The sequence below is a fragment of the Thalassospira lucentensis MCCC 1A00383 = DSM 14000 genome (genome assembly GCF_000421265.1).
In the GTDB taxonomy this organism is placed as follows: domain Bacteria; phylum Pseudomonadota; class Alphaproteobacteria; order Rhodospirillales; family Thalassospiraceae; genus Thalassospira; species Thalassospira lucentensis.
The window spans coordinates 85,338-105,639 of the sequence record NZ_ATWN01000013.1 but is presented as its reverse complement, the minus strand read 5'-3'; the positions used below and the strand labels follow the sequence as shown (position 1 = coordinate 105,639).

Annotated in this window: 23 protein-coding genes; 13 read left to right on the top strand and 10 right to left on the bottom strand. The window is 53.4% G+C overall.

Features of this window, described 5'->3' with window-relative positions; translation table 11 throughout:
- The 8 genes from K355_RS0121645 to K355_RS26325 all read left to right on the top strand — a co-directional run.
- A partial coding sequence (locus K355_RS0121645) for an IS5/IS1182 family transposase (RefSeq protein ID WP_033369237.1) occupies positions 1-298 on the top strand: 298 nt, incomplete at its 5' end.
- A gap of 121 nt (positions 299-419) precedes the next feature.
- Positions 420-1,328 carry a glycosyltransferase family 2 protein gene (locus K355_RS0121640; RefSeq protein ID WP_147250408.1) on the top strand — a complete coding sequence of 303 codons (909 nt, stop codon included), beginning with the start codon at positions 420-422 and terminating at the stop codon, positions 1,326-1,328.
- A gap of 44 nt (positions 1,329-1,372) precedes the next feature.
- On the top strand, positions 1,373-2,143 hold the full coding sequence (gene rfbF, locus K355_RS0121635; protein ID WP_028791857.1) for a glucose-1-phosphate cytidylyltransferase: 771 nt from the start codon (positions 1,373-1,375) through the stop codon (positions 2,141-2,143).
- A gap of 3 nt (positions 2,144-2,146) precedes the next feature.
- Positions 2,147-3,232 carry a CDP-glucose 4,6-dehydratase gene (gene rfbG, locus K355_RS0121630; protein ID WP_022734260.1) on the top strand — a complete coding sequence of 362 codons (1,086 nt, stop codon included), beginning with the start codon at positions 2,147-2,149 and terminating at the stop codon, positions 3,230-3,232.
- Positions 3,229-4,461: a class I SAM-dependent methyltransferase gene (locus K355_RS0121625; RefSeq protein ID WP_022734259.1), complete on the top strand. Its 1,233-nt coding sequence runs from the start codon at positions 3,229-3,231 to the stop codon at positions 4,459-4,461. The genes rfbG and K355_RS0121625 overlap by 4 nt, the downstream gene beginning before the upstream one ends.
- The gene (gene rfbC / locus K355_RS0121620) at positions 4,458-4,994 is read left to right on the top strand and encodes a dTDP-4-dehydrorhamnose 3,5-epimerase (RefSeq protein ID WP_022734258.1); all 537 of its coding nucleotides are present in this window, start codon (positions 4,458-4,460) and stop codon (positions 4,992-4,994) included. Before K355_RS0121625 ends, rfbC begins: the two co-directional genes overlap by 4 nt.
- Positions 4,991-5,887: an NAD-dependent epimerase/dehydratase family protein gene (locus K355_RS0121615; protein WP_022734257.1), complete on the top strand. Its 897-nt coding sequence runs from the start codon at positions 4,991-4,993 to the stop codon at positions 5,885-5,887. Before rfbC ends, K355_RS0121615 begins: the two co-directional genes overlap by 4 nt.
- On the top strand, positions 5,877-6,458 hold the full coding sequence (locus tag K355_RS26325) for a CatB-related O-acetyltransferase (RefSeq protein ID WP_022734256.1): 582 nt from the start codon (positions 5,877-5,879) through the stop codon (positions 6,456-6,458). Before K355_RS0121615 ends, K355_RS26325 begins: the two co-directional genes overlap by 11 nt.
- A gap of 88 nt (positions 6,459-6,546) precedes the next feature.
- Here K355_RS26325 and K355_RS0121605 read toward each other — a convergent pair whose 3' ends face one another.
- A complete protein-coding gene (locus K355_RS0121605) occupies positions 6,547-7,461 on the bottom strand; it encodes a LysR family transcriptional regulator (protein ID WP_022734255.1) in 915 nt (304 codons plus the stop codon).
- Between the two features lie 105 nt (positions 7,462-7,566).
- Between K355_RS0121605 and K355_RS0121600 the strand changes: the two genes are divergently transcribed.
- Together K355_RS0121600 and K355_RS0121595 are read left to right on the top strand one after the other, a co-directional pair.
- Positions 7,567-8,430 carry an SDR family oxidoreductase gene (locus tag K355_RS0121600; RefSeq protein WP_022734254.1) on the top strand — a complete coding sequence of 288 codons (864 nt, stop codon included), beginning with the start codon at positions 7,567-7,569 and terminating at the stop codon, positions 8,428-8,430.
- Entirely contained in the window at positions 8,427-8,882 is a 456-nt protein-coding gene (locus tag K355_RS0121595; RefSeq protein ID WP_022734253.1) for a nuclear transport factor 2 family protein, read from the top strand. Before K355_RS0121600 ends, K355_RS0121595 begins: the two co-directional genes overlap by 4 nt.
- Before the next feature lie 174 nt (positions 8,883-9,056).
- Here K355_RS0121595 and K355_RS0121590 read toward each other — a convergent pair whose 3' ends face one another.
- Positions 9,057-9,521, bottom strand: coding sequence for a nuclear transport factor 2 family protein (locus tag K355_RS0121590; protein WP_022734252.1), 465 nt, complete (start codon positions 9,519-9,521; stop codon positions 9,057-9,059).
- Between the two features lie 99 nt (positions 9,522-9,620).
- Positions 9,621-10,169: a carboxymuconolactone decarboxylase family protein gene (locus K355_RS0121585; protein ID WP_022734251.1), complete on the bottom strand. Its 549-nt coding sequence runs from the start codon at positions 10,167-10,169 to the stop codon at positions 9,621-9,623.
- A 178-nt stretch (positions 10,170-10,347) separates the two neighbouring features.
- On the opposite strand from K355_RS0121585, the gene K355_RS0121580 reads away from it, so the two are divergent.
- A complete protein-coding gene (locus tag K355_RS0121580) occupies positions 10,348-10,926 on the top strand; it encodes a TetR/AcrR family transcriptional regulator (RefSeq protein ID WP_022734250.1) in 579 nt (192 codons plus the stop codon).
- Between the two features lie 86 nt (positions 10,927-11,012).
- Here the strand turns inward: K355_RS0121580 and rnd are convergent, their stop codons facing one another.
- From rnd to K355_RS0121545, 7 genes are all read right to left on the bottom strand, one after another.
- Positions 11,013-12,179 carry a ribonuclease D gene (rnd, locus tag K355_RS0121575; RefSeq protein ID WP_022734249.1) on the bottom strand — a complete coding sequence of 389 codons (1,167 nt, stop codon included), beginning with the start codon at positions 12,177-12,179 and terminating at the stop codon, positions 11,013-11,015.
- A 128-nt stretch (positions 12,180-12,307) separates the two neighbouring features.
- A complete protein-coding gene (locus tag K355_RS0121570; RefSeq protein WP_022734248.1) occupies positions 12,308-13,387 on the bottom strand; it encodes a succinylglutamate desuccinylase/aspartoacylase family protein in 1,080 nt (359 codons plus the stop codon).
- 4 nt (positions 13,388-13,391) lie between these two features.
- Positions 13,392-14,297 (bottom strand): 30S ribosomal protein S6--L-glutamate ligase, encoded by a 906-nt coding sequence (rimK, locus tag K355_RS0121565; protein ID WP_022734247.1) that lies wholly within the window; start codon positions 14,295-14,297, stop codon positions 13,392-13,394.
- 135 nt (positions 14,298-14,432) lie between these two features.
- Positions 14,433-14,933 (bottom strand): ATP-dependent zinc protease family protein, encoded by a 501-nt coding sequence (locus K355_RS0121560; protein ID WP_022734246.1) that lies wholly within the window; start codon positions 14,931-14,933, stop codon positions 14,433-14,435.
- A 139-nt stretch (positions 14,934-15,072) separates the two neighbouring features.
- Complete coding sequence (locus tag K355_RS0121555) at positions 15,073-15,825, bottom strand: HdaA/DnaA family protein (protein WP_022734245.1); 753 nt, start codon at positions 15,823-15,825, stop codon at positions 15,073-15,075.
- A 7-nt stretch (positions 15,826-15,832) separates the two neighbouring features.
- On the bottom strand, positions 15,833-16,930 hold the full coding sequence (locus K355_RS24710; protein ID WP_022734244.1) for an AI-2E family transporter: 1,098 nt from the start codon (positions 16,928-16,930) through the stop codon (positions 15,833-15,835).
- Positions 16,931-17,032: 102 nt separating this feature from the next.
- Positions 17,033-18,157: a DUF2066 domain-containing protein gene (locus K355_RS0121545; protein WP_022734243.1), complete on the bottom strand. Its 1,125-nt coding sequence runs from the start codon at positions 18,155-18,157 to the stop codon at positions 17,033-17,035.
- 354 nt (positions 18,158-18,511) lie between these two features.
- On the opposite strand from K355_RS0121545, the gene purM reads away from it, so the two are divergent.
- Positions 18,512-19,585 carry a phosphoribosylformylglycinamidine cyclo-ligase gene (gene purM / locus K355_RS0121540; RefSeq protein WP_022734242.1) on the top strand — a complete coding sequence of 358 codons (1,074 nt, stop codon included), beginning with the start codon at positions 18,512-18,514 and terminating at the stop codon, positions 19,583-19,585.
- Positions 19,573-20,247: a phosphoribosylglycinamide formyltransferase gene (gene purN, locus K355_RS0121535; protein ID WP_022734241.1), complete on the top strand. Its 675-nt coding sequence runs from the start codon at positions 19,573-19,575 to the stop codon at positions 20,245-20,247. Before purM ends, purN begins: the two co-directional genes overlap by 13 nt.
- The last annotated feature ends 55 nt before the right edge of the window (positions 20,248-20,302 follow it).

The following is a 20,302-nucleotide window of genomic DNA, read 5'->3' as shown; positions in this document are numbered from 1 at the left end:
CGTGATGCTCGCCAATCACCTTCCTCCAGCGAGGTATCTACTTGCCGACAAGGCCTATGACGCGGACCACTGGCGGGCCTGGCTCATACGGAGAAAGATCAAGCCCGTCATCCCCAACAAGGCCAATCGCAAGCAACCATATGCCTTCAACCGGAAGCGCTATCGCGGACGTAATGTCATTGAGCGCATGTTTGGCCGTCTGAAAGACTTCCGACGGATTGCCACTCGCTACGACAAGAATGCTAACAACTTCATGGCCGCATTATGCCTTGCTGCGCTCGTTTGCTACTGGATTTGAATGAGTCTGGACCCTAGAATGACCAAAGGAATGCTGCAATTTATGGAGCAGACCGCAATCTCTCATTGGACATTATTGTCAGATTGAATATGTTCACCGCCATTGGCAAGAAATACGCATTTTGCAGGGAATATTGATGGCAGCGAGAACAACAGTAGTTACGATTACCCATAACGGCGGCCTTGTAATTGGTGGCCTTTTGAAGTCGTTGCCCAAAGACATTCCATTGATCGTTGTTGATAACGCATCAACTGATGATAGCCTTGATATTGTTTCCGAAATTCGGCCAGATGCGCTGATCATTCGAAACAGCAAGGGGCTTGGCTACGGTGCTGCCGCCAGCCAGGGACTTGCAAAGGTTAGTACTGAATTTACCCTTTTGGCCAATCCAGATGCTGTGATGGCCGAAGGCGCCATTGATGCACTTGTCGATGCCGCGGACACCTACCGCGAAGCTGCGATGTTTGGACCGATCCACAAGGATGCAAATGGCGACCTTGAACTCAGCCACGATGTCGAACTGTGGAAGCGAAGGTCACATGGTAAATTGGCCTATGAATGCGCACCAGAAGGCCCTGCTTGTGTCGAATTTCTTTCGGGTGCTGTCAACCTCGTCCGTATGAACGTTTTATCGAAGGTTGGCTTCTATGATCCCGAGATATATCTTTACTTTGAAGATGACGATATGTGCATGCGTTTACGCAAGGCAGGCCACAGCCTTATACTCGTCTCAGCATCGGTTGTAACACATTTGAACGGTGGGTCCGTGCGACCGAACCGCGCGTACTACTGGGAAAAGTTCTGGAACATTGCTTGGTCAAGAATATACTTTGAAACTAAGTACAAAGGACGTCTGGCAGGCGCTTACCTTGGCGTAACATATTGCGCCCGCTTTGCAGGTAAGGCACTACTGCATGGACTAACTTTGCAACGTAAAAAAGGCTGGCGCGATTTGGCAAGGTCCGCCGGTTCGCTAGCAGCCGTGATCGGTGTAAGAGCATCCAAGCTGCCCCCGGCAAATATTCGATAGCAGCATTTGGCGCATAAAACTGAATGAGTGGGACCCTTTTTCTTATGAAGGCAGTAATTCTAGCAGGCGGTTACGGCAGTCGGCTCAGCGAAGAAACGTCGATTAAGCCAAAACCGATGGTCGAGATCGGCGGAAAACCGGTTTTATGGCATCTGATGAAAATCTATTCCGCACATGGTGTGAACGAATTCATTATATGCCTTGGCTATAAGGGCTATGTGATCAAGGAATATTTTGCCAATTACTTCCTGCATCACGCCGACCTCACGATTGATATGGCCTCAAACAGTCTTGAGTATCACAATGCCACTGCCGAACCTTGGAAGATCACCTTGGTCGACACAGGCTTAGACAGTATGACAGGCGGGCGTATCAAACGCGTTGGTGATTACCTGGATGACGACAAACCTTTCTGTCTGACCTATGGCGACGGCCTTGGAAATGTCGACATCTCTGCCAGCATCGAGTTCCACAAGAAGCAGGGTCGAAAAGCAACAATGACGGTTGTCTCCCCGCCAGGTCGTTTTGGTGCAACTGTCCTTGACGGCGACAGGGTTTCCGCATTTCAGGAAAAACCGCTTGGGGATGGCGCACGAATCAACGCCGGATTCTTTGTCTGCGAAAAATCGGTTCTGAACGAAATCACTGAAGACAAAACTGTCTGGGAAGCAGATCCCCTGCGCAACCTGTCTGAGCGTGATGAACTTTCCGCTTGGCGCCATGATGGTTTCTGGCAGCCAATGGATACCCTGCGCGAAAAACAGCTGCTGGAAAAGCTCTGGTCTGCGGGCAACGCACCTTGGAAGGTCTGGTAAAAGATGCTGCCAAGTAAAAACCTTCGTCAGTTTTGGTCCGGAAAACGTGTTTTGCTGACCGGCCATACTGGTTTTAAGGGCAGTTGGACCGCAACGTGGCTGATGCAGATGGGGGCCGAGGTTCACGGCTTTGCGCTTGCTCCCGAAACAACCCCAAATCTTCACGATTTGCTTGACCTACCATATGCCTCAGAGACGATTGCCGATCTTCGAAATCAGGCTGCTGTCAAAAAGATGGTCGACAAAGTTGAACCGGAACTTGTTCTGCATATGGCAGCACAGCCACTCGTACGCCGCGCCTACCGCGAGCCGGTCGAGACCATGGCGACCAATATCATGGGAACAGCACACTTGCTCGACGCTTTACGCGACTGTAAAAATCTGACGGGCGTTCTGGTTGTTACAAGCGACAAGGCCTATGACAACGATAGTTATGATCAGGCCAAAGGCGAGATCATTTTCCGCGAAGACGACCCACTTGGCGGACGTGATCCCTACAGCGCGTCGAAAGGGTGCCAGGAAATTGTCGCGCGCAGCTTTGCGCAAAGCTATTTCCGTGAACGACACATTTCTGTGGTTACGGCACGTGCAGGTAACGTTGTCGGAGGCGGAGACTGGTCTGAAGACCGCTTAATGACCGATATCATCGCGGCCGCCATAAATGATCAGGCCGTTGAACTCCGAAACCCCGCGACAACCCGCCCTTGGCAGCATGTAATTGAACCTGTTTCAGGCTATCTGATGTATTTGCAGGCTGCTGTCGAAGGCAAAACGTCTCTGCCCGCATTAAACTTCGGCCCGAACGGCTCTCATACAGTTGAACATGTGACACGTTTGCTACTCACTGCATGGGGCAGCAGCATGGGAACGGCACAGCAGGATACGTCAAATGCCCGCAAGGAGGCGCTCACCCTTGCATTGGACTCAAGCTTGGCAGCGTCGACATTGTCTTGGCAACCACGCCTTGATTTGCCGTCATGCGTCCAATGGATTGTTGACTGGCATAAAGCACACGTAGACGGGCAGAATATGCGCGAAATAACCGAGGTACAAATCACCTCGTTTGAATCGATGATGGATATAAAATGACAACGCCAACTTGCCGCGCATGCGGAACTGACCTTAAGCATACCCTCGTCGACCTTGGGCTGAGCCCTCTTGCCAACTCATATGTTTCCCATGACCGCGCAGACACAGAAGACCCACGATATCCGTTGCACGCTCGTGTTTGCGACACGTGCTTTCTGGTTCAAGTTGACGACGTGGTTCCGCCGTCAGAAATTTTCAGTCACTATGCTTACTTCTCAAGCTATTCGAGCAGTTGGGTAGAACACGCGCGGAACTACTGCGTCACTGCCGTTAAAAGACTGGAGCTGCATGACCAGTCTTTTGTCGTCGAGGTCGCCTCAAATGACGGGTACTTGCTTCAGCATTTTGTAGAGAAGTCAGTACCCGTTCTTGGCATCGAGCCTGCTGCAAACGTCGCGCAAGAAGCCGAAAAGAAAGGCGTGCGCAGCCTTGTTGCGTTCTTTGGCAAAGAAACAGCTCAGAAGGTTGTCGCGGAATATGGTTATGCTGACCTGACGGCTGCAAATAACGTTCTGGCCCATGTTCCTGACATCAATGATTTTGTGTCCGGCTTTGCCACAATTCTCAAGGACGATGGGGTTGCAACTTTTGAGTTCCCGCATCTCTTGAACCTGCTGGCCAAGACGCAGTTTGATACGATCTACCACGAACATTTCTCTTATCTTTCGCTCTATGCTGTTGAAAAATGTTTTGAGCTGAATGGCCTTAAGGTCTTTGATGTCGAAGAACTGCCAACACATGGTGGCAGCGTGCGTGTTTGGGCTCAAAAAGCAGCGGGCACACGTTCTGAAACTCAGAACTTGCGAGACCTTCGCGCGAAGGAAACCAAGGCAGGTATTGCCACGCTTGCGTGCTATGACGGCTTTGACACCAAGGTGCGCGCGATCCGTAGGAACCTTCTGGACTTCCTTCAAAAGGCAAAAACTGCGGGGAAAACCGTTGCGGCATACGGTGCGGCAGCAAAGGGCAACACACTTTTGAATTACTGCGCCATTGATAACGGCCTAATCGATTTCGTTGTTGATGCGAACCCCCACAAACAGAACACCCTTTTGCCGGGAAGCCATATTCCTGTCCATGCCCCGGACAAACTTAAAGAGTCCAAACCAGATTACGTTCTGATCCTGCCATGGAACCTTCAGAACGAAATCATGAGAGACGTCTCCTATGTTAAGGACTGGGGCGGACAGTTTCTTGTGGCAGTTCCAGAAGTAGAAGTTGTGGGATGAAAATCACCAAGACAGAAGTCCCTGGTGTCGAACTGATCAATCTCGAAAAACACGAGGATGATCGGGGGTTCTTTGCACGTACATTTTGCGCAGAAGAACTATCCCAAAACGGCCATGATTTCGAAATAAAGCAGGCCAACCTGTCCTTCAACTACAAGGCAGGAACATTGCGCGGCATGCATTATCAAAAATCCCCCGTAGGCGATCCTAAAATCGTTCGCTGTATTGCCGGTCGGATTATCGATATTGTGATCGATCTGCGTAAAGACTCGCCTACATACTGCAAATGGACGGCAGAAGAACTGTCTGCGACCAACCGCAAATCATTCATCATTCCCCGGGGCTGCGCACATGGTTTCCTGACGCTGGAACCAGATACCGAGGTGCTGTATCTCATGGGTGCACCATTCGTTCCCGAACTTGCAGCAGGCGTTCGATGGAATGATCCGGCATTTGCGATCACGTGGCCGGAAAATCCGACGATCATCAATGGTCGCGACGCAAATTATCCCGACTACGAGCCTCAAAAATGAAGGTTCTTGTCACCGGCGCCAGCGGCCTCATTGGACCGCATGCCTGCGCGGCTTTGACCTCCGCCGGTCATGATGTGATCACCTGTAGCCGTTCAGAATTAAATGCAAAAGCCAGTCACCACATCGTCGGTGATCTTCTTGACTCAGAATTCCGCAAGAAAGTTATTCGCACAGAACAACCCGATGGCCTTCTTCATCTGGCTTGGCAAACCACGCACGGCCATTTCTGGAATGCGAAAGACAATCCGAACTGGCGGGATGCAAGCATCGACTTGTTAAACCGCTTTCATGATCACGGCGGCAAAAGAGCGACCATCGCTGGCAGCTGCGCCGAATACGATTGGCAAAACTGCACCGAAAAGCTCGGTGAAAGTGCCAATTGCCTGCCCGCTACATTATATGGGCAAGAAAAGCTCCGTCTTGCCCATCACTGCCTCGACCTGAACACACAAGGCGCCTCTATCGCGTGGGGCCGACTGTTCCTGTTGTGTGGCCCGCATGAGAACCCCGGTCGTTTTGTGCCTGCGATCACCAATGCCCTCCTTGATGATCAATCAGCAAAGATGAGTTCGGGAAACCAAGTCCGTGATTTCATGCATGTCGCGGATGCTGGTGAGGCATTTGCACAAGTCTTTGAACACAACGATTTCAAAGGAATTGTCAATATCGCCAGTGGCGAAGGCCACAGCCTCCTGTCGGTTGCAAATTTGCTTCGTACAATTATCGGCCGGGGGGGGCTCGCCCCGGGCAGTATGCCCGACCGCCCGGACGACCCGCCTTTTCTCGTCGCCGACACAACCCTCCTTAAACAAAAAATTGGTTTTCGTCCAAAGTATGATCTGAAAGCTGCACTAGAAACCTGCGTTGATTGGTGGCAAGCCCATGAAATTTAAAGATCGTTTGCGAAAGATTTTCGGCGTTTCGCCTAAATCGTCAAAACTCCCGGATCATGTATCGGTCGGTCGACATTCATACGGACTGAAAAAGAATATGGTCGCTGGGGCATCTATAGACGCCCAGCTCAACGTTGGGTCTTATTGCTCTATCGGTCCTGACGTGCTTTTTTTGTGTAAGGTGGATCATCCTCTGGATTTCCCAAGCACATTTCCCTTCAAAACGCTGTTGTGGAATACCGATAAGAGCAACAAGGACGCTATTACCAAGGGTTCAATCAGTCTTGGTCACGATGTGTGGATTGGCGCGAGAGCCATCGTTCTATCTGGCGTAAAAATCGGTACAGGTGCTGTTGTCGCTGCTGGCGCCATAGTCACAAAAGATGTGCCACCATACGCTATTGTAGGAGGAAACCCCGCTCGATTGATCCGAAAGCGTTTTGACGATGACAAAATCGAAAAACTTCTGGAAACTCGTTGGTGGGAGCTAAATGACGAAGATTTAAAGGAAAAAGAAACCTTGCTTTACGGCAATGTTCAAAATTTTCTCGACGCATTTCAAGATAAGTAACCATCGACTAAGTGTTCGTGACGCTCCATCGATACTGCCAAGATGACTGGACTGCACTGTCAAAGAGCAGATCATCGCCCAAGTCCTGCTACGGCAAATTGCGTGTCGCTCTGAAAATCTCGCCGCGCAACCATTTATGTGCGGCGTTTTCGGCATTCCGCACATGCCAGCTCTGGCTGAATTTATAGGCCGCGAAATCAAACGGAAAATCGCACTGGCCAAATCCCTGCATAACGCCCCCGGCCAGACGCGACGGCAAGGTCGCAATCACATCCGTGCCGCGCATCAAACTGGCGACACTGGCAAAGTTTGACACCTGCAACACTGTGCGGCGTGATCGACCCTGGGCGTGCAACACGTCATCGACCGCCGATGTATCATTATTTCCCAGCATCACGCGGGCATGGGCAGCAGCACAAAACCGGTCAGCTGTATCAGGCGGTTCTGGATGAAACGCCGCATCATAAAAACAGCTCATGTGCTCGCTCAACAGGGCTTGTTGAGCAATATCGCCAAACTTGCCCGTAAGCTGAAGGCAAATCGCATGATCAAGCTTGCCCTCGCGCAACAGCTCAACAACCTGCTCGCCCCCCGTCACCGGTATGACCTTAAGCCTTATGTCCGCTGCACAGGATCGAATGCGCTTTATTAAGGTGGGTAAGATAACCGCCACCTCATAATCATTGGTGCCCAAAACAAACCGTGCGCCATGATCCGGGTTTTGTGGATCAAATGCCCCCACCCGCGTCAGATTACGCATGTCTTGCAATAAGGCGCGGACCCGCACCGCCATTTCATCGGCATGGGCGGTTGGTGAAATACTCCGCCCCGACCGCACAAACAATGGATCACCAATAATCTGACGCAACCGGTCCAGCCCGTGACTGACCGTAGGTTGCCCAACACCAAGACGGTTTGCCGCCCCTGTCACCGATCCTTCGTCATAGATCGTCAGAAACAAACGCAGCAACCGGTAATCAAGATCCAATTCATCGATGTTCATGCATATATATTATCACACTCATCGAATTGATCATATGCATTATTCGGTCCAGATTTCTCCCATGAACAGGCGATAGCCTGACCACCACACATCGGAGAATACAAAATGAAAACATTGATTACCGGCGCCACCGGCCAGCTCGGCAGCCTCGTTGTCACGCACCTGCTTAACCGCATCCCCGCAAGCAACATCTCGGTCAGTGTCCGCACACCATCCAAGGCCGATGATCTGGCGGCCAAGGGCATTGACGTCCGGCATGGCGACTTTGATGACCTTGCTTTGATGACTGCGGCCTTCAAGGATATCGACACCGCCCTGATCATTTCGGGTGAAGCCGACAATGCCACGCGCATTGCCCAACACCGCACTGCGGTTGATGCCGCCAAGGCCGCCGGGGTCAAACATCTGGTCTATACCAGCATCATCGACCCCAAAGCCAATGCCGATTTCACCTATTCGGCCATTCACCTTGATACCGAAAATTACATCAAACAAAGCGGACTGCGTTACACCATCTTACGCAACAGCTTCTATGCCGATCTGTTGATGGCCGGTGTGCCGCATGCGCTTGAAACCGGTGATTTTGGCGCCCCCGCAGGCAATGCAAAAATCACCTATATCCCGCGCAATGATCTGGCCGAAGCCGCCGCAGTTGTGTTGGCCAAACCAACTGATCACCTCAACGCCACCTATGACCTGACCGGAACTAAGGGCGTCACCCACACCGAAATCGCTGGCTATGTCGCAACCGCAACCGGAAAAACGGTCCAATTTGTCGATCTTCCGGCCGAAGTTCATGTCGGCATCCTGCAAAGCATTGGTCTGCCCGGTCATTTGGTCGAAGCCTTATCCGGGCTTTATGTCGGCGCGAAAAAAGGCGACTACGAAACCGTCAGCAACGATTTCAAAACGATTGTCGGTCGCCCCCCGCAATCTGTTGAAAAGTTTCTCGCCGAGGCCCTGAAATGATCCATGCCAAAGCCCTTTTCGCATCGACCCTGATGGCCATCAGCTTTGCGGTAACGCTGCCTTTACATGCTGGCGAGATCGAAGACCGCAACACCGCCAATGTCGTGGCATTTTATGACATGTCGTTCAATCAGCGTGATGTTGACGGCGCGATCACGAAATATGTCGGCGATGACTATATCCAGCATAATCCCTTTGCGCCTGACGGCATTGAAGGTTTCCGAAATGCTGTCACCGGTTGGCTCAATGCAGATGCCAATATCCATGTTGAAATCATCCGCACCGTGGCCGAAGGCGATCTGGTCGTCACCCACGTCAAATCATCCTCATCCGAAGGCGAAAGTGCGGTGATGGATATATTCCGCCTCGATGATGCGGGCAAGATCGTTGAACACTGGGATGTCTCCCAGCCCGTCCCGGCTGAACAGGCCAACGACAACACCATGTTTTAGGACCAGTACCCACAACGAGCATCCCACACCAAAACAGCCGCCCTTTTTAAGGGGCGGCTGTTTTGGCATAAGCCGAACTGGCTGCTTAGAAAGCCATTCTTATCTCAAGGAACAACCATCTGATGTTCTGACATCCCCGAACAATCAGCCCCCGGAAAATGACTATGACACCACCTAAAGACCGAGGTCCGACAACCCCGGATGGTCATCTGGACGGCGGCCAAGTGGCCAATGGAACAGGCGTTCCTCGCTGGTGATTGGCTTGTCATTGATCGATGCGACGCGATGACGCATCAGGCCGTCCTCATCAAATTCCCAGTTCTCATTGCCATAGGCCCGGAACCAGTTACCGCTACCGTCGCTGTATTCATAGGCAAACCGCACCGCGATGCGGTTTTCACGAAATGCCCAAAGCTCCTTGATCAGGCGATACTCGATTTCTTTCTGCCACTTACGGGTCAGAAAGGAGACAATATTCTCACGCCCTTCAAAAATCTCTGCGCGGTTGCGCCACTTGCTGTCGGGCGTATAGGCCAAAGAAACCTTTTCAGGATCGCGGCTGTTCCAGCCATCTTCGGCCATGCGGACCTTCTGCTTGGCCGTTTCTTCAGTGAATGGAGGCAACGGTGGTCGTGACATTGTCTGGTTTCCTTAAATGCTGGAGGAAAAAAGCCCCGGTCGACGCAGGAGCAATCATGCGGTTGGGGGGGAGACCATCGACCAGGGCATTCCCAAACGTTAGGCAGCTGCTGCACTAACCGCTGGGAAATCGATTGGGGTGCCGAACGCTTCGTTGAGGTAGTTGGTCAACGTACTCACGGCCACATGGGCAACTATCTCGACAAGTTCGGCGTCGCCGTAGCCCGCCCCCTTAACCGCTTTGACATCGTCTTCGCTGACCTGTCCGCGGTTCTGTACAAGCGCAACGGCAAAACGCACAGCAGCATCCGCCTCCTCGTCGGTCGAACGACCATTCCGGTTTGCCGCGATCTCGGCATCATCAAGCTTGGCAAGGTTTTTACCAATATAGGTATGCGCTGACAGGCAGTAGTCACAGCCATTGATCTGGGCAACCGCAAGGGCAATACGCTCTCGCGTCTGGGCATCAAGCGCCCCCTTTGCAAGCGCACCACTCAAACCAAGATAGCCTTCAAGTGCGGCCGGACTGTTTGCTGTCAGACGAAACAGGTTCGGAACCGATCCAAGCTGCTTTTTAACAGCTTCAAGAAGCGGCTGGGCACCTGCCGGTGCGGCATCGATAGAAGCAGGAAGTGAAATACGGGTCATGGTCATTTTCCTTTGTGTGTGGAGAGGAACTCTCAACTATGGAAACATATATACAGACCGATCTGTCTATTTGTCAAATTAATTTTTGAACGGTCATTCCATCACTGGAAAACCGTTGATTTTCTGCGCCCTATAGCACATATACATACAGAACGGTCTGACTACTGGAGATATAAAATTGAAATCGCGCCGCGACGAACTTGTCGATACAGCCCTGCGTTTGTTCTACAAACAGGGCTTTAACGCGACTGGAATCGACAAAATCCTGTCCGAATCCGGCGTCGCCAAAATGACGCTCTATAAGCATTTCGGCTCGAAAGACGAATTGATTTTGGCCGCCCTTACCCGGCGTGATGAACAATTTCTCGACTGGCTGACAAATGCGATGGAAACAGCATCACCCGATCCCCGCGCACAACTCCTGTCCCTGTTTGACGCTCTGGAAAAATGGTTTCGGGGGCAGGCATTCAAGGATTTGGGATTTGCTGGCTGCGCGTTTATCAATGCTTCTGGTGAGTTTACTGATCCCGACCACCCTGCTCACCGCCTCGCCAAACAGCATAAGCAAGAGATCGTCGACCATCTTGCCAAGCTTTGCACCAAGGCGGGTGCGACTGATCCTGAAACATTGGCCGAACAACTCGCCCTGCTTAAGGAAGGTGCCATCGTCACGGCACATGTCCGCGGGATCACGGAATCGGCCAGAGTGGCGAAAACAATTGCCACCGGACTGCTTGACGCGGCCCTCCCCGCTTAAGGCAACAACAGAACGACAACCAGAATCACAAAACGGGGCCAAAGGGGCCCCGTTTTTGCGTTCCGTCAGAATGTCGGTTTTTGGCCTTAATTGTCGCCAAGCTCAACCAGCGTCACTTCACCGTTTTCAAGCTTAAGGCCAAGCTGCCCATGCTTAAGGCGCAAGGCATATTGACCATACAAATCACGGCGCCAGCCCCGCATCGCCGGCACATCGGCTTCATCATCGGCGGCAATGTTTTGCAAATCATCGCTCGATGCGACAAGACGTTGGGCAACGCCCTTTTCCTCGGCACAGAGTTTCAGCAAAACCTTAAGCAGCTCAACCGTCGGGCCGATCCCGGCAGGCAGATCAATACGCTGCTTTGGAGTGGGCCACTGATCTTGCGGACTATCAAGGGCGGCCTTGATGGCATCAATAATCGCCTGACCGGGTTTGGAACTGCCAAAGTTGCGCCCGACACCGCGCGTCTTATCAAGATCGCCTTCGGTCATGGGTTGACGCGCGGCAATATCCAGCAACGTATCATCACGCAAAATGCGATTGCGTGGCTGATTTTTGCGTTGGGCTTCGGTTTCGCGCCATTCGCCAAGGGCACGGGCAACCGCCAGGAATTTCGGGCTGTTGGATCGGGTTTTAAGCCGCTTCCACGCTTCTGCCGGATCAATTGAATAGATCGACGGATCGGTCAGTCGGTCCATTTCCTCACGCAGCCAGATCGCACGTCCATTGGCTTCAAGCCGTTCGTGGAATTCTTCGAAGATCACCCGCAAATGGGTGACATCCGACAGCGCGTAACTGATTTGTTTTGTCGACAACGGCCGACGCGACCAGTCGGTAAACCGCATGGATTTATCGACACTTTTGCGCGTGACCTTATTGACCAGCGTTTCATAGCCAACCTGATCGCCATAGCCCAGCACCATCGCCGCCACCTGGGTATCAAACACCGGATGGGGGACCTTGCCCGACAGATGGACAAAAATTTCGATGTCCTGTCGGGCGGCGTGAAACACCTTGATCACGCTTTCATCCTGCATCAGATCAAACATCGGGGTAAGGTCAATACCCTCGGCCAGCGGATCAACCGCCGCACCGTTATCACCCGGTTCGGGACTGGCAAGCTGCACAAGACACAGTTGCGGCCAATAGGTCGAGTCCCGCATAAATTCGGTATCGACCGTGACATATTCGAACGTCCGCAGCTTTTCGCAAAGTACGCGAAGTTCTTCTGTAGTTGTAATTGGTTCCATAAGATTTTCTATAGCATTGCACGCCACAAATCGCCAGTGGGCAATGCAGTGCCGCAGCGCAGGTCTGATCTACGGCACGCACAACCACCAAAACGGCGAAAAACACCGCCAGAGATCAGAATAAGTGATTAGATAATCTCGTCCTCATCCAACAACGGATCGGACTGCAGGTGGGTTTCAATGGCGTCCATGCGTTCCTGCAATTCGGACGGGCGCTTGATCGATGCAATATGGAAAAGCGCATCGCCCTGATTAACAATCGGCAAGTTGGTTCGCCCGATAATAAGCCCGTCTTCGCGCGATGTGACTTCCTCATCCGTCTGGCCAAACGGGTCGGCCACCGCAGCCACCACATCACCGGCATGGACAAACTCACCGGCCAGTTTAAATGTGCGCAAAAGCCCCCCGACGGGTGCGCGCAACCAATGGCTGTTCGATGATTTAAACGCCGGTGCACGTGGTTCACGCACCGCACGCTGCGACGTCATGCCAAGTTTGCGCATCACGCGCAAAACACCTGAAACACCGGCCCGGATCGACATTTCATCAAACCGAAGCCCCTCGCCCGCCTCAAACAATAGGATCGGCACTTTGGCTTCCCGCCCGGCCTGACGCAGCGACCCTTCGCGCAGCGGGCTGGTCAAAATGATCGGGGCGCCAAACGCCTCGGCATATTCCATGATTTCCGGATCATCTTCATTGACCCGGATTTGCGGCAAGTTAACGCGGTTAACTGCGGCCGAATGAAGGTCAATGCCAAAGTCGGACCGCTCGACAATTTCGCTGAGGAAAAGATGTGCGAGCTGGGCCGCAAGCGATCCGCGTGAATGCCCCGGAAAACACCGGTTAAGGTCACGCCGATCGGGTAAATAGCGCGTATGATTCAAAAACCCGAACGCATTGACCACGGGCACCGCCAAAAGCGTCCCGCGCATGCCGCGCAACGCAGGCGATTTTAAAACCCGCCGGATGACTTCCACCCCGACAATCTCGTCGCCATGCACCGCCCCGCTGACAAACAGTACAGGCCCCGGTCGATTGCCATGCACAACATTGACCGTCAGATTAACCGGCGTGTGATTGGATAAAAGCGAGATCGGAATATCAACGATCTTGCGCGTCCCCGGAGCAACCTTTTTCCCGCCAATTTCAAAATCAGGGGTTTTGGAAGACTTGCGTTTTCCCTCGGCTGTTTCGGCTTCGCGCATGCTTTTATCCTTTGCCTTTGGTCCGTACTTTGCCCGGACGGAAATCTTTTTCCATGAAGTCGATGATCATACCGGCAATGTCTTTGCCCGTTGCCCCTTCGATGCCCTCAAGCCCCGGTGACGAGTTGACTTCCATCACCACCGGCCCGTGGTTGGACCGAAGAATATCGACACCACAAACATTTAGCCCCATTGCCTTGGCTGCTTCAACTGCTGTTGAGCGTTCCTGCGGGGTAATGCGGATCGCGCGCGAGGACCCGCCGCGGTGCATGTTCGACCGGAAATCACCTGCCGCCCCGGTGCGTTCCATGCTGGCAACGACCTTGCCGCCGACCACGAAACAGCGGATATCGCTGTTGCCTGCTTCCTTGATGAATTCCTGAACCATGATATCGACACTGGCCCCGCGAAACGCCTCAATCACGGATTTCGCCGATTTCTCGGTTTCGCCCAGAACCACACCAATGCCTTGCGTGCCTTCAAGAAGCTTGATCACCACAGGCGCACCGCCAACAATCGAAAGAACCTCATCGGTTTTCTTTGGATCGTGGGCAAAGGCCGTCACCGGCAGGCCGATACCGCGGCGCGCCAAAATCTGCAAACACCGCAACTTGTCGCGCGAACGGCCAATCGCCACCGATTCATTAAGCGGATAAACCCCCATCATTTCGAACTGGCGCAACACCGCCAGACCAAATGATGTAACCGACACACCAATACGCGGAATAACCGCGTCATATCCGACCAGCTTGACACCACCGTAATAGATTTCCGGCTTCATCGACGTGATGTTCATCGATACCCGCAGCGTACTGATGATATCAATCTCATGTCCCCGCGATTCGGCGGCCTCAACCAACCGTTTGTGGGAGTACAGATTTGGATTACGCGCAAGCATCGCGATTTTCATGCAATGAGCTCCCGGAGTCGGAATGAAAAGGCTCGCAAACGATCAAATCTCGTTTACGGGAACGATAAAACTGTCTGAAAGAAAAAACGATCCTGCCCGTCTATTGTTCCGGTGCATGATCGTTCTGCTCCGCGTCTAACTCTGATCTGGCTTCCCTGCAAGATAAGATTTTGATGGTAGAACCAAAAATCTTCCTGCCTTCATAGCTGTGCGGCCCAAAAGCATGGGAAAGCCCATGATTGAGCGGTTTGCCAAAGAAATCTCAACCTTAAGCCGATGGTGCCCGACCGCAATATGGGTTGCAATAATAAACCGTTCTTCGGCATTTCCGTTCGAGCTGCGAATCTCACGAAGCTCAACCAGTGGTGCGATACATTCAATCCGCCCATGCCCGTCACCACGATAATGTGGCAGGACAAACCGGACAAAATCCTTACCGTCTTGCGTGACAAGCTTTGGATAAAGCGCATGGAGCGACGATGTCCGCGCCCCGGTATCGACCTTGGCCTTGATCCACGGCACTCCCAGATCAGGAAGTCCGATCCATTCGCGCCACCCCAATACGTGACCGCCGTCAATCAGCGCATTGGTTTGAATTTTCAACGACGGTTTGGCTTTGGTCTGCTGTGGGCTCACACGTGCTATCCGGTAATTGATATTGCTGCGAATATAGCCTGCAACCGTAAAATATACCTATGAATTTCGCGTAAATTTACAAGCCCGTATGGCATTATCAATCTGGATTGATATGGGGATCGCCCCCACCATTAACAGCCTAGAGCTCTTCCATAACGCTACGCACAAGCGGCAAGGTCACCGCACGCTTTTCCGCCAGTGCCCGCCGATCGACTGCGGCCACCAATTCGCTTAACGCCACAAAGGATCGCTCGATCCGGGGCAGGATATAACTGATGGTCTGTGGCCCGGCCTGAATTTGCCGATCAGCAAACAGCTTTAACAACAACCCCACCATCAAATCATCATCGGGCGGGGAAATTTCACACACAAGTGCCGCCCCCAACCGCGATTTCAAATCCGGCAACGCCACTTTCCAGCGGGCCGGTGGCTGTGTCGCGGTCAACAATAAATGCCCACCGCGTTCTTTGAGCATATTGTAAATGTGAAAGCAGACGGTCTCGTCAAGGCCGCTATCGGCATCCTCAATCACCAATCCCTTGGCATCGCCCAAAAGGTCGTCAGGATGAACCCCGTCCAGATCACGCGCCATGACACGCAAAGCAGCCGACCTCGCCCGCCACACTTCGGCAAGATGGCTTTTGCCACACCCCTTGGGCCCATAAAGGCACAAGGCCGGCACAGGCCAGTTTGGCCACTGGTCAATCCACGCCACCGCTTCGCTGTTGCTTTGGGCCACCATGAAATCATCGCGTCCCAACGCCGGACGCATTTCAAGGGCCAAGGGCAATTGCTGCGGGGCGACCTCGGCCGAAATGGCATCGGTTTGGCCCGGCAGATTGGCCTTCTGGTTCTTGATATCCTTTTCCGGTGGCGTTTTGGCCCGCGTCACTGTGATCTCAATTCTCGGTGCTCTCAAACCCATCACCCTCTTGGGGGTGGGAACCATGATCATATAAACGACTGTCGAGATACTGTCTTAACCCGTAGCGCACAAGCACCCCGATCACGGCGGCCACCGGCACGGCCAGCATCACGCCAAGCAATCCAAACACGGCACCACCGGCAAGCAGGGCAAACATCACCCAGACCGCATGCAGCCCGACCTTGTCGCCCACCAGTTTCGGTGTCAGGAAATTACCCTCAAGCAACTGCCCGATCAAAAAGACAATAACCACAATCCCAAGGTCAAGCCCGACCCCGAACTGTGCCAAGGCCACCCCGAAACCAACGGCAAATCCGGCAATCATTCCGAAATACGGCACGAACGAGACAAGCCCGGTCATAAGCCCGATGACAAAGCCAAATTCCAAACCCGCCAGTGTCAGGCCAAGCCCGTAAAACAGCCCCAGCAACATGCACACCGTCGACTGCCCGCGGACAAACCCGGCAAGGGTATCGTCAATTTCGCGTGCGCACTGACGAATATCACGGGCCGAACGGCGCGGCAGATAACTGTCGATCTTGGCAACGATCTTGTCCCAGTCGCGCAAAAGATAGAACGACACAACCGGGGTAATGAACAACAGGCTGAGGAAGTTCAGCAACGCCAATCCGCCCGACAAAACATTGGTCAGAACATTGCCGACCCATTTAAGCGCATTGGCGGTCTGGCCCTTGATGGCGTCAGAAACACTTTGCAGGGTTTCCGGCGCAACCCGGTCCAGAACATCCTGCAAATACGGCCCGACATTGGCCTGCAATGTATCGACATAGCCCGGAAACCGTTCAAGGAACCCGGCCAACTGGCTGCCGATCATCGGCACAATCAACAGCAAGACAAACAGGAAAACCAGGAAGAAAAGGGCTGTAATAATGCTGGTTGCCACGGTGCGGCTAATGCCGCGCGCCTCAAGCTTATCGGCCAGCGGATCAAGGAAATAGGCAATCGCCATCCCGGCAACAAACGGCAACAGGATGCTTGAAAACAACCACACCAGGAAAAAGAACCCGATGGTGAAAACCAGCCAGAAACGTGCTTGCTGCCGAAATGTCATGTCTGGTTACCCCTGTTTGTCCAGACGCCCAAAACCGATAATCGTCGAGATACCGCGATGTATTGGGTTGCTGGCAAACCACGGCCTACCATTCCCCCGATGTTAACCGCCAAGTGACAGGCCTTCCAGCCGGTCTGTCCCAACCGGTTGAATGAACCATAGTTCTCCCATACGGGTCAGGCTAAGATTTTGCTGATTAAGGGCGGTTTGCAATTGATCGGTCGATCCGACGAACTCAAGCGAAAGCTGAACTTCGCGGCGCGACATCGCCACAACACGCGCACTACGCACGACCGGCAGGCCAACCATCTTATCTTCGATCTTCGCCCAGTCCTGAAGACCGGTAATCGGGATAAACACCATCAGGCTGCCACCGGTGCTGAAATTAATCAGATTGGCGCGTTTCCAGCTGTCTGAAAGCTGATCGGCAACCGACTTGGCCGCACGTACCAAAGTTTGATCCAGCGTCTCACCGCTCTGGGTGGCTTCGCGCACCCCAAAAACCTGCGGCGCACCGTTCGGGTCATAGCGCGTCACGGTCACATCAACCGTTTCGCCGCCACTCGGGCCACTGACATCGGCACTGGCAACCACGGCAACATTGGCCCCATAGCGTTTGGCAAGTTCCGAAAGCCGCTCCATCGCACCGCTTTCCGCCTGCTCGGCCGAAATAGTTCCGATGTCGCTCAAATCACCAATTGGTGCCTTGATCGGCACCAAACCGGACGCGGCAACATTGCGCGACCAGACATCGCGCCACGGGTTCGGATCATCCCACAGGGTAACAGTCCCTTGCGTGCGATAGACCGGCACCATGAGCACGGGCTTGGATTGCAGTTCGGCAAAGGAAATATCGCGAAAACGCAAATAGTTACGCAGTTCATTGTCCTTGAACCGTACCGTCATGTCCGCGATATAGCGCACCGACGATGTTTTCTCGTTCGACACCCCAAAGTCACGCACCATATTGGTGATCTCGGTCGTATTGGGTGTCGAAAGGGTCTGACGATCTTCGGGCAGTGTCAGGCGCGCCACAACTTCTTCGAACGCACGACGCTGACCGATTTCAAGCGCCTGTTCACGGGCGGCGGCAGCCGTATCTGCACTTTCATCGACATGGACGCCGCTGACGGTGAATATGTCCTGCGCCATTGCGGGGAACGCCAGGATCACGGAAACCGTCGCAGCGCCAGCCAACATCTTGATGTTTTTCAATGAAGTAAGCACTTATGCCTCTTTGCCCTAATCTCGTCGTATGTGATTCTTTATTGCTGCTCTTTGTGGCATGTTGAACGCATTCTGCAAAGAAAACTCTGTCATGCGCAGGTGATCATTGCATATTGTCCGCGTTTGAGTATTTTCGGGCCAGCGGAAATTATCAAGCCCGCGTTTTTTATCAGTAGGACACAGCTTGTTTCTTGCATCTGATTAAAGGCGTCAGTATGGCGGATTGGTCAAACAGCAGCCTTGCAAACTGCGACCCGGACCGCAAGTGACACTTGGATATCAGGACGTACTGATGAAAAACGCGGGGTTTTCCCGCCCATTTATCATGCATGTTTGCTGCCAAGGACCCCAGAAATGACCTCCTCCAATGGCCTTACCTATAAGGACTCCGGTGTCGATATTGATGCCGGGAATGCCCTTGTCGATCGTATCAAACCGCTGGCAAAGGCAACCTCGCGCGCCGGTGTTTCCGGTGGCCTTGGTGGATTTGGCGCACTGTTTGACCTTAAGGCGGCGGGCTATAACGATCCGGTACTGGTATCTTGCACCGATGGTGTTGGCACCAAACTCAAAGTCGCCTTTCTGGCCGACAAACACGACACGGTGGGCATCGACCTTGTCGCCATGAGTGTAAATGACCTTGTCGTTCAGGGTGCCGAACCGCTTTTGTTCCTTGATTACTTTGCCACCGGAAAACTGTCCGTCGATAATGCCGCTGATGTGGTTGCGGGCATTGCCGAGGGCTGCAAACAGGCGGGCTGCGCACTGATCGGCGGCGAAACGGCTGAAATGCCGGGCATGTATGCTGACGGCGAATATGACCTTGCCGGTTTTGCCGTCGGGGCGGCCGAACGTGGCGAACTTCTCGATGGCAGCACCGTTGCCGAGGGCGACGTCATCCTTGGTCTGGCCTCAAGTGGCGTACATTCCAACGGCTATTCACTGGTCCGCAAAGTTGTTGATAAAGCGGGCCTTGAGTATAGCGACGAGGCCCCGTTCGCACCGGGCAAAACCGTTGGCGAAGCCCTTCTTGAACCGACCAAAATCTATGTCAAAAGCTGCTTGGCCGCGCATAAGGCCGGTCTGATCAAGGCCCTTGCCCACATCACTGGCGGCGGTTTGACCGAAAACGTTCCGCGCGTTCTGCCCGAAAACCTGACGGCTGTCTTTGACGCCAGCACGTGGGAATACCTGCCGATCTTTAAATGGCTTGGCGAACAGGGCGGCATTCCGGCCATGGAAATGGCGCGCACCTTTAACTGCGGCATTGGCATGTGCGTTGTGGTCCCTGCCGACAAAGCCGACGAAGCCGAGGCGCTTTTGCGTGAACACGGCGAAACCGTCAGCCAGATCGGTTTCATTGGCCCGCGCGCCGGTGATGGCCCACAAGTCGTGATCAAAAACATGGCCCGGTCATGGGAAAAGTAAGAAAATTGAAACTCGCTGTCCTGATTTCAGGCGGCGGGTCGAACCTGCAAGCCATCCTTGATGCCTGCAATGCGCCCGATTACCCCGCCGAAGTCGTGCTGGTCTTTTCAAACCAGCTCGATGCCGGTGGGCTTGACCGGGGCCGCCGTGCGGGCATCCGGGCCGAGGCCATCTCGCACAAGCGATACGAAGGCGGCCGCGAAGCGTATGATGCGGCGGTCAGTGCCCTGATCGAAGAATCTGGTGCCGATCTTGTTGTCCTGGCGGGCTATCTGCGCTTGGTCAGTGACAGCTTCGTCACCCGCTGGAAAGACCGGCTGATCAATATCCATCCATCCCTTCTGCCAAGCTTTAAGGGCCTTGGCGTTCATCAGGCCGCCCTTGATGCCGGCGTGAAGTTTGCCGGATGCACCGTGCATTACGTCGTGCCCGAAGTCGATAGCGGCCCGATCATCGCACAGGCCGTCGTCCCGGTCCTGCCCACCGATGATGCAGGCAAACTGGCCCAGCGAATCCTCAAACAGGAACACAAGATTTACCCACAGGTCATCCGCTGGATCGCTGACGGGCGCGTTTCTGTCGATGCCAAGGGCATTGTCACGGTTGCCAACGCCAAAACGCTTGAAATGGCCGACATCAATCCGGTGCTAGAACCCGGATGAAAGAACCCGTGGCGGGCGATCCGCAAATGGTTTTAGCCAGCAAGGGGTGAACGAA